We start from the raw sequence: 9,052 nt of genomic DNA, 5'->3' as shown, positions 1-9,052 counted from the left end.
ATATCTGTCAGGACGCTCAGCGGGAACACAACACTTTATGTGTTGTCGAATCTCCCTCTGATTTGATCGCGATTGAACAGACACATCAGTTTAAGGGTGTGTACTTCGTATTGAAAGGTAGCTTGTCACCACTTGATGGTAAAGGTCCTGCAGAGATCGGCATTCCAGCTTTAATGGATCGAGTCAGCTCATTGTCAGCCAAGGAAATAATATTGGCTACAAACCCAACCGTTGAAGGTGAAGCAACGGCTCATTACATTGCTGAAGTGTTTAGTGAGTCTGATGTACTCATTACGCGCTTAGCGCATGGTATTCCTCTAGGTGGGAATCTTGGTTATGTTGATGGTGGGACGCTTAGTCATGCCTTTTCCGGGCGCAAGCCTGTTATTGAAGAAGGTTGATTAAATGAGTGTCCAGATTATTAATGATGCAGCAGCGCTTACTGAGGCTATAAAGCTTTGTTTAAATGAAACTGTCGTTGCAATCGATACCGAATTTATGCGAACCAACACCTATTTCGCAGCACCGGGTCTCATACAGATTGCAGCAGGCGAGCACGTCTACCTGATTGACCCTTTGGAAGTAGATGATCTCAGTTTGTTAGCGCCTTTGCTAGAAAGTGAGTCAGTGGTCAAGGTCTTGCATTCGATGAGTGAAGATATTGAGCTTTTGTTTCATTCGACGGGTGCGCGCATCAAAGCCGCGTTTGATACCCAGTTGGCGGCAGCATTTTTGGGTTTAGGGCCGTCGCTTGGTTACCAAAAGCTTGTGCAAGAGGTGCTTGGGCATGAGCTAGACAAGTCTGAAACGCGCTCCGACTGGCTGCGTCGCCCTTTGTTTGATAGCCAGTTAGCTTATGCTGCGAAAGATGTTGAGTATTTGCTGACGCTTTATTCTGAGCTGCAGGCACAGCTTTCAGCCAAGTCTTTTATGGCAGCGGTATTAGAAGAAAGTGCTTCATTGGTTCAGCAGTTTTTTCAGTCTTGGGATGCACCAGAGAATGCTTATTTGAAGCTGCGTGGTGGCTGTGAGCTTAAAAAGGTGGATCAGTCTTTACTAAAAACGCTGGTTATGTGGCGTGATGACTTGGCACAATCAAAAAATATTCCTAAACCTTGGGTGTTTTCAGATACAAGTTTGATTCAAATTGCTGAAACACATCCAGAAGTTTTGTCTGACCTGAAGCGTATTAAAGATATTCAGCATAAATCTATTCGCCGCTATGGCGAGGAATTGTTGGAAATAATTGCGGAGTTTAGTGATTCAGAAATTGACTTACGCCCGATTGACCGACCGGTTAGAGGCCGGGAGCTGGATTATTACCAGAAGCTAAAAGCGATAGTCGCGCAGGTCGCCAAAGATTCGGGGATTGCTGTTCAGTTACTGGGCTCAAGAAAAATGTTAGAACGTGTTGTCATAAATGTTCGTCGGCATGGCGATAAAAGTTTGCCTAACGAGTATTTGGGATGGCGCAAGCCTTGGTTAGCAGAAAAAATGTCAAAGGCGCTAGGAATTTAGGAGAAATGATGACGCAATATACCTCGAGTACGAAACGATTTTGCTCGGTTTATAAGAGTAAAAAGAAGCAGGAAATGTACTTATACCTCGACCGAGCGGATGAACTGACTTCTTTGCCTGATGCACTGATGCAAATATTTGGGCAAGCTGAGCATGTGATGGATATGATACTCACGCCAGAAAAGAAATTGGCCCGTGCGGATGCTAAGAAAATTTTGGACGATATTGCTGAGAAAGGCTTTTATTTGCAGATGCCGCCAGCAAAAGACCCGGAAATGTTGGATTTATATAAGCCACCTAAAGATAGTTTGCACGGCTAAATTAATGACGGTGAGACGAGTCAATTGGCGGTAGATAAGTTTTTTTGGAAAGAAAAAGCCTTAGACCAGCTTTCGAAAGAAGAGTGGGAAGCTCTGTGTGATGGCTGTGGTAAGTGCTGTATGCATAAGCTCCAGGATGAAGACAGCGATGACTTGCTGTTTACCTGTATCAGCTGTGAATATCTGGATACGGATGCTTGTCAGTGTACTGTCTATTCCAAGCGAAACAATTATGTGCCTGACTGTCTTAACCTAAGTGTGACTGATTTACCTGAGGTCTCGGTATGGCTCCCTGAAACTTGTTCTTATCGTTTGCTATTTGAAGGGAAGCCGCTACCCCAGTGGCACCCCTTGATCGCGGGTAGCAAAATTATGATGCATGAAAATCACATTTCGGTGCGCTCAAAAGCAATCAGCGAAAGCCTGGTTTCAGAAGACGATTGGGAAGACTACATAATTTAGTTTGTTATGGCTGTCAGGCAGATGAACTACACTAAAAATTGCGAATTAATAATGAGATGGGCTCGCTCGATCTTGTTTAGTTGATATAGGCTTAAGGATAGATAGTTGGAAAGTTTTTCATACCTTGCTGCGTGGGCAGTGTACCTGATTTCCGCGCTCGTGATGATTGCCGTATTTTGGCGAATGACCAGAAATCTCAAGCTACGTCGAACCCGGCGATCTTTAAGGGTTCTGGTTGCCGTCCTCTTGTTAACGCCTATCAATATTGCGACAGATGCAAGTATTTGGCTGGCACCCGCCTACCTTGTTGGTGCTTATGACTGGGTTTTGGGTCACACAGATAAAGCGCTTCAAGCAGGGGTTTATATTGCCGCCGCTTATGCATTAATGATCGTTGTGGTGATGTTGGAATCGGTTATGAGAAGACTCTTGGGTATGGAGAAGGCTGGATGAGTGGTATCGAAACAGGCTTGTATCAGCATTATAAGGGGGCTGAATACGAGGTACTTGGCCTGGTCACGCATAGCGAGACAGAGGAAAAGTTGGTTGTCTATAGAGCTTTATATGGCGAGTTTGGATTGTGGGTGCGTCCTTTAGATATGTTTAAAGAGTCAGTGTCCATCAACGGTCTAGAGCAAGATCGCTTTAAGCTCATCAATGCCTATAACGTCGAGCTAGGAAAACATTTACCTTCATCACTCTAAACTTAGTGAAACACACTAATCTTCTATAAAAACAACAGGTAAGCGTTAATTTAAGAGAAAATACTTTTAATATCGCATTGTTGTTGTTGTAAAACCTGCTATAAATTATCTATGTTCGACTAATTTTGTCCATAATGCCTCATTTGTTTGGGCCGGGATCATGCAGGGGAATCTATGAACTCCAAACTATCATTTGCGCGCCAGGTGATAACGCAAAAGCTGAGAGGGCTTAGCCTTATTAAGCGTATGTTGACACTGGCGGTCTTCGTCAATGTATTAATTTCAGCTAATGCTTTCGCACAAGATGCCGCTGCTAATGAAGCGGGGGCCGATATACGTATGCTGATCGATATCTCCGGGAGCATGAAGAAGAATGATCCGGCCAACTTGCGAATCCCGGCGGTTAACCTATTAACTGAGCTGATTCCCGATGGCGATGAAGCGGGTGTTTGGACTTTTGGTCAATGGGTTAATAATTTGGTCAAGTTAAAAGCTGTTGATGAGCAATGGCGTCTTGACGCTAAAGAAAAAGCAAAGAAAATCAATTCTGTAGCGCTATATACAAATATTGGGGCAGTGCTTGAGAAGGCTTCTGATGATTTTTATAAAGAAGGTAAGGACTTCTCGAATACTCATTTCATTCTACTGACTGATGGCATGGTCGATATTGATAAAGACCCCGAGAAAAATGCCTCAGAACGTGAGCGTATTCTAACTTCAGTGATGGCTACCTTTAAAGAGAAGGGCGCCAAGATTCATTCAATCTCTTTGTCAAAAAATGCTGATAAATCCTTAATGGATAAGTTAGCTATTCAAACGGGTGGACAATCGGCGGTTGCCGAGACCCCTGAAGACCTGACTCGAATTTTTCTCCAAGCTCTTGAACAGGCCGTTCCTAGTGAGCAGGTACCTATCGAGGGAAATGAGTTTGTTATCGATTCTAGCATCGAAGAATTTACTGCTTTGATCTTTAGAGGGGATGGCAGCATTCCGACCGAAATTCTATCTCCTGATGAAAAAGTATATAGCTATGAAAACCAGGGTGAGGATATCAAATGGTATCAGGATAAAGGTTATGACTTGATTACTGTCAGTCGTCCTTTAGAAGGCACGTGGAAGATTAACTCCGAAGTTCAACCAGGAAGCCAGGTGACAGTGGTTAGTAACTTGCAGCTTAATGTTAGCAAACTACCGGTCAATTTCTTCGCTGGTGATCCCTTGAATGTTGACGTTAGCTTTAGTGAAGAAGGGAAGACAGTTACTAATCCTGATTTTTTGCAGTTATTAGATGTGCAGCTGCAGCTTAAAACAGAAAGCAATAAAACGGCTAAGAAGTCTATGTCGGATGAGGTTCCTGAAGACGGCGTTTTTAGAGAAGCTATTCGTAAGTTAAGTAAGGTCGGTCAGTATGAAGTGACGGTCTTGGTTGATGGGAAAACCTTTAAGCGTAAGAAACGCCAGATTATTAATTTGAGAGCGCCTTTTGATTTTGAATTTTCGGTTAAAGGGGAAGGAGATGAAGCTCATTATGCGCTAGTGGTCACGCCGATGAGTGAGACGATATCTCTGACTGATACCAATATATTTGCGAAGGTAAATGCTCCTGATGGGAGTAGTTTAATCAATGCCTTGGAATTAGATGCCGAGGCGGGGCGCTGGGTATTACCGATTAAGCCAGATAAAGGCGATGGCTTGTATAAAGTGGCTGTTAAGGTAAAGGCCGAGACGATTGAAGGAAAGAAATTCAAGTTCAAGCCTAAGCCTTTTGAGGCTGAGTTCCCGATACCGGCGGGTGCTTCAAATAATATCGTGTCAGTGAACGAGCAAGAAGATGCCCCAGAAGAGTTGCCTGCAGAGGCAATTGCGGAAGAAAAGGTAGAAGAGCCGAAAGCTGAAGAACCTAAAGAGGAAGCGAAAGAAGAGCTGCCTCAGCCAGCCGAAGAGCCCGTTAAGGAAGAGGTGGAAGAGCCTGTTGAAGAGCCCGAAGCGGAAGAAGAGCTGGTAGAAGAGTCAGAAGACGATATGATGATTTGGTTTATTATCGGCCGCGGTGTTCTAGGGGGCTTGCTCTTGGGTGGCTTAGCCTTCTATTTGCTTAAAAAGCGTCAGGCGAAAGAGGAAGAAGAGGAAGTTGAAGAAACAGAAATCCTGAGCGATCAGGATGTTGAAGAAATTGCAGAAGATGTAGAAACTGAAGCGAGTGCTGAGGTGGAAGAAGAACCCGAAGCAGAACCGGATGATGGCTTAGACTTTGTTGAAGAGCCACCCGAAGAAGTTCCAGTTGCCTCTCAGGAGCCAGAGGATGAGCCGCTTGTTGAGTTGGAAGAGGATGATGAGCCGCTAGTTGAGTTGGAAGAGGATGACGAGCCGCTTGTTGAGCTTGAAGAGGATGACGAACCTTTAGTAGAGCCTGAGCCTGAGCCTGAAGAGGTCGTGGACCTATCTACCGATGACTTAAGTGATGTCGCTCAGGAGCTTGAGCTTGATGAGCCGGAAGAGGCCGATGCGCTGGACATTTCCGGGGATGACGAGGACCTGGCTGCCGATATTGCTCAAGCGATTGAGGATGCTGCGGATGAGCCTGAAGAGGACTTGGAAAAGGAAATTGAAGATGCATTGGATCTAAGCGACCCGCTGGATGACGACGATGACGAAGAGTTCAACTTGGAAGACTTCGATATCGGTGACACAGATGACCTGCCCTCAGATGAAGAAAAGGATAAGGGCGCTTAATCTAAGCGTCTGCTGATGATTTTGTAGGGTGATCGGGCAAGGTTCGAGATAGATTTCAAAAGTGTTATCTTTTTCACGCTTTTTATTATTAAAGGACTTGCATGACAAAAATGCTCTCCCTATAATACGCCCTCACTCGATCTGAGGGCGTAACTCTCTGTAAATAATCGGGTTTTAAGAGGGGTGTTATTACTTCTCTCTTGTATGATCAAGTAAAAAATCACACCAGATTAAGCGGGAATAGCTCAGCTGGTAGAGCACAACCTTGCCAAGGTTGGGGTCGCGAGTTCGAATCTCGTTTCCCGCTCCAATTTATCTTTATTACCTATCGATCATTAAATTCGGCTCATTCTTCAGTCGAGACCTTCTTTATGGTCTAAACTTATTGCTATTTAGTACATTATGAATATCTGCGCGCCTAGCTTGGCTTGGCTTTTCGTAGAGCATTTGCATGATAAGATTTTAGCGGTGAATTTGCTGCTTTCCTGGAGGGTAAGATGTCGGGTGTTTTGGCTTCGGTCGATCAAAGAACCAAGCTGGTAGGTGAAAATCGCTTAGAGTTGCTTATGTTTAAGCTTAGCGGTCATCAGACCTTTGCAATCAATGTATTTAAGGTTCAAGAGGTTCTGAATTTACCAAACCTAACTGCGATGCCTCATCGTCATCCTTGTATTTGTGGTGTCACTCACTTTAGGGGGCAGACTGTCCCCGTTATCAATTTAAGTCAGGCAATTGGTATGAGGCCGCTTGAGGTTAACAGTGAATCCATTATTGTCGTCACTGAATATAATCGAAGTGTGCAGGCTTTTTTGGTTGCCGGAATAGAGCAAATAGTTAACCTCAATTGGGAAGATATCATGCCGCCTCCGGTAGCGGCGGGTAGGGCGCATTACTTAACGGCCATAACACGCTATCAGGAACAGATTGTCGAGATTATTGATGTAGAGAAGGTCTTGTCAGATATTTCTCCGTATTCAACTGATGTCTCTGAAGAGCTTCTCGAGAATGAGTTGATTGATTCATTAGGAGAAAAGTTTGTTTTGGTGGTCGATGACTCACCGGTCGCAATTGCACAGGCGACCGGTACGATAGAAAAGCTAGGTTTACCTACCATTACTGCACCAAATGGCTTAAGAGCTTATGAAATGCTTAAGGAGTGGGCGGATAATGATCCGGAAAAGCTTAAGCAATGCTTACTTGTGCTAACAGATGCCGAGATGCCGGAAATGGATGGTTATCGACTAACGACTGAAATTCGTAAAGATGATCGATTGAGCCACTTTTATGTAATTATGCATACTTCTTTGAGTGGTAGTTTTAACCAGGCTATGGCAGAGCGAGTTGGGTGTAATCGCTTGCTATCCAAATTTCAGCCTGATGAGCTTGCAACAGCTGTTCTTGACTACGTCAAAGAACAGGCTTCTTAAATGTCTGAATATAAAATTTCCGCTTTGAATATTCATCCGGTCAAATCTCTTGGTCCGGTATCCTTAAGTGAAGTTGAAATTGATCGCTTTGGTTTGCGTTTTGATCGACGTTTTATGTTGGTGGATGATGCCGGGCGATTTATTACTCAGCGAAAATATAGCGCCTTAGCCAAAGTTTCTGCAAGCTTTGATGGTAGTACTTTAAATATATCGGACGAGGGCATTCCTGAGGTCAGTTTTTCGCTAAGTGAGTTTTCTAAAGAAGCTGATGTATGTGTCTGGTCTGATGAAGTGGGTGCGCTCACCGTACAAGACCGCCGGACACAAGTTATTTCAGACTATTTGGGGGTGAATGTGGCTTTGGCCTATATGCCTGACTCAACTTTTCGCCAGGTCGACCGTGAGTTCTTTGCAGAGAGCCAGCAAGTTAGCTTTGCTGACGGTTTCCCGATTTTATTGACTAACCAGGCCTCATTAGATGACCTGAATAGCCGCTTGGAAGTTCCTGTTGGCATGAACCGTTTTCGGCCGAATATTGTGCTTGAAGGCGATATCCCTTTTCAAGAAGACTCGTGGAAGCGTATTGCTATCGGTGAGATAGAGTTTGCATTAGTTAAGCCATGTAGCCGCTGTATTATGACTTGCATTGATGAGCATGGCGAGATTGGCAAAGAGCCTCTAAAGACGCTAGCTAAGTATCGAAAAAACGATTTTGGTGTTTGTTTCGGACAGAATATGGTTCAACTTAATACAGGGAAAATCTCACTCGATGATAAGCTAAGAGTAATTGAGGTGCTTGAAGAGGGATAGGTAAAGCGCTTCAGCCTATTTCTAAACATAGAAATAGGCATTTAACTGAAAGGTACTTGCCTTAGAAAAGCTCGATTTCGTCCGAGGTATCGTCAGTGCTGTCTTTTTTGGCACTAAAGTGATGTTTGTAAATATCCAAAGCTTCGTCAACACTTGCGCCGTTCATGATGTGTTGGAACATGATGCGCTCTTCTTCCATTGTGTAGTTCGACATGATGTCTTCTTGCAGCTTAGACCATGCCATTGGGTTGTAGAGTTGCTGAGGATCACTTACCAGATTACTCAGCCAACCTAGATCTCGCTTGACGTGGTCTAGACGTTGAGTGAGTCGATCGTAGAATTGGAAGGCAACAATTGCACTCATAATCTGCTGGTGGATCTCTGCAGCACTGAGCTTAATAGACTCCAGGTCAGTTCCTGAGGTGTCATTTTCTTCACCTTTATGTGAATCAATAACTTCCTTCAGTTGACTGGCAATATAGGTAAACGACTGAGTCAGCTCTGTTACTGACTTTTCGCCGTCTGTCATGGTGCACTCTACCTGAGACACAGCTAGGGTCAGCATGTTGATCGTTTCGCGAACCTGACTCCAGTCCAAGTCTGGTTTTTTCGCGGTAGATGTTACCGGATTGTTAGACAATGCGAATCTCCATTACATTTAACAGTGGTGACAAATTAAAAGTCGTGCATAATGCCTGCATGCATTGCAGTGCCAGCTTATTCTATGAAGGATAGTTGAAAATCATCAGTTGGCGAGCCAATTTTACGAAAACATAAAAGATTTAGTAAAAAAATATATGAGTATAATCCGCTTTGAAAATGTGTCATTAGCGTATGGCCACCGCCCCTTACTGGATAACGTTACGTTTGCGATTGAAGAGGGACAAAAGATTTGCCTGCTGGGTAGAAATGGCGAGGGAAAGTCTTCATTAATGTCATTGCTAATGAAAAGTAGTGATCCGGACTCCGGTGTCATAAATTTTCAAAAGGGTCTTAAAGTAGGGGCTTTGCCTCAATCCATGCCCGATGCTGATGAACGTAACGTTTTTGATGTCGTTGCTGAAGGCCTACCGGAAAT

Annotated in this window: 11 protein-coding genes and 1 tRNA gene; 11 read left to right on the top strand and 1 reads right to left on the bottom strand. The window is 44.1% G+C overall.

The features are described 5' to 3' along the window. From recR to A3756_RS10955, 10 genes are all read left to right on the top strand, one after another. Window positions 1–401, top strand: a 401-nt coding sequence (gene recR, locus A3756_RS11000) for a recombination mediator RecR (RefSeq protein WP_068553500.1), incomplete at its 5' end; no start/stop codon positions are given. A 4-nt stretch (window positions 402–405) separates the two neighbouring features. Further along, window positions 406–1,518, top strand: coding sequence for a ribonuclease D (gene rnd, locus A3756_RS10995; RefSeq protein WP_068553499.1), 1,113 nt, complete (start codon window positions 406–408; stop codon window positions 1,516–1,518). Between the two features lie 5 nt (window positions 1,519–1,523). After that, window positions 1,524–1,838: a YcgL domain-containing protein gene (locus tag A3756_RS10990; protein ID WP_231872079.1), complete on the top strand. Its 315-nt coding sequence runs from the start codon at window positions 1,524–1,526 to the stop codon at window positions 1,836–1,838. A 24-nt stretch (window positions 1,839–1,862) separates the two neighbouring features. Then, complete coding sequence (locus tag A3756_RS10985; protein WP_082865207.1) at window positions 1,863–2,300, top strand: YcgN family cysteine cluster protein; 438 nt, start codon at window positions 1,863–1,865, stop codon at window positions 2,298–2,300. Window positions 2,301–2,405: 105 nt separating this feature from the next. Then, on the top strand, window positions 2,406–2,753 hold the full coding sequence (locus tag A3756_RS10980) for a hypothetical protein (protein WP_068514779.1): 348 nt from the start codon (window positions 2,406–2,408) through the stop codon (window positions 2,751–2,753). Then, window positions 2,750–3,004 (top strand): DUF1653 domain-containing protein, encoded by a 255-nt coding sequence (locus tag A3756_RS10975; protein ID WP_068514784.1) that lies wholly within the window; start codon window positions 2,750–2,752, stop codon window positions 3,002–3,004. Before A3756_RS10980 ends, A3756_RS10975 begins: the two co-directional genes overlap by 4 nt. Window positions 3,005–3,178: 174 nt before the next feature. After that, window positions 3,179–5,737: a vWA domain-containing protein gene (locus A3756_RS10970; RefSeq protein WP_068514789.1), complete on the top strand. Its 2,559-nt coding sequence runs from the start codon at window positions 3,179–3,181 to the stop codon at window positions 5,735–5,737. Between the two features lie 234 nt (window positions 5,738–5,971). Further along, window positions 5,972–6,047: transfer RNA gene (locus A3756_RS10965), tRNA-Gly, on the top strand. A gap of 187 nt (window positions 6,048–6,234) precedes the next feature. Continuing rightward, window positions 6,235–7,164 carry a chemotaxis protein gene (locus tag A3756_RS10960; RefSeq protein WP_068553498.1) on the top strand — a complete coding sequence of 310 codons (930 nt, stop codon included), beginning with the start codon at window positions 6,235–6,237 and terminating at the stop codon, window positions 7,162–7,164. Then, window positions 7,165–7,974, top strand: coding sequence for an MOSC domain-containing protein (locus A3756_RS10955; protein ID WP_068509730.1), 810 nt, complete (start codon window positions 7,165–7,167; stop codon window positions 7,972–7,974). It abuts the gene before it with no gap. Between the two features lie 61 nt (window positions 7,975–8,035). Here the strand turns inward: A3756_RS10955 and A3756_RS10950 are convergent, their stop codons facing one another. Further along, window positions 8,036–8,614: a hypothetical protein gene (locus A3756_RS10950; protein ID WP_082865206.1), complete on the bottom strand. Its 579-nt coding sequence runs from the start codon at window positions 8,612–8,614 to the stop codon at window positions 8,036–8,038. 157 nt (window positions 8,615–8,771) lie between these two features. On the opposite strand from A3756_RS10950, the gene A3756_RS10945 reads away from it, so the two are divergent. Next, window positions 8,772–9,052, top strand: a 281-nt coding sequence (locus tag A3756_RS10945; RefSeq protein ID WP_156490414.1) for an ATP-binding cassette domain-containing protein, incomplete at its 3' end; no start/stop codon positions are given.

Source organism: Oleiphilus sp. HI0086 (genome assembly GCF_001635225.1).
The sequence above is the reverse complement of the archived record's forward strand: the minus strand, read 5'-3'. Positions and strand labels throughout refer to the sequence as shown.

Bases quoted from the DNA above. Each gene is read 5' to 3' on its own strand.
- A3756_RS10970 (WP_068514789.1), top strand. From the start codon at position 3,179: ATGAACTCCAAACTATCATTTGCGCGCCAGGTGATAACGCAAAAGCTG.
- A3756_RS10975 (WP_068514784.1), top strand. From the start codon at position 2,750: ATGAGTGGTATCGAAACAGGCTTGTATCAGCATTATAAGGGGGCTGAA.
- A3756_RS10990 (WP_231872079.1), top strand. From the start codon at position 1,524: ATGATGACGCAATATACCTCGAGTACGAAACGATTTTGCTCGGTTTAT.
- A3756_RS10960 (WP_068553498.1), top strand. From the start codon at position 6,235: ATGTCGGGTGTTTTGGCTTCGGTCGATCAAAGAACCAAGCTGGTAGGT.
- A3756_RS10955 (WP_068509730.1), top strand. From the start codon at position 7,165: ATGTCTGAATATAAAATTTCCGCTTTGAATATTCATCCGGTCAAATCT.
- rnd (WP_068553499.1), top strand. From the start codon at position 406: ATGAGTGTCCAGATTATTAATGATGCAGCAGCGCTTACTGAGGCTATA.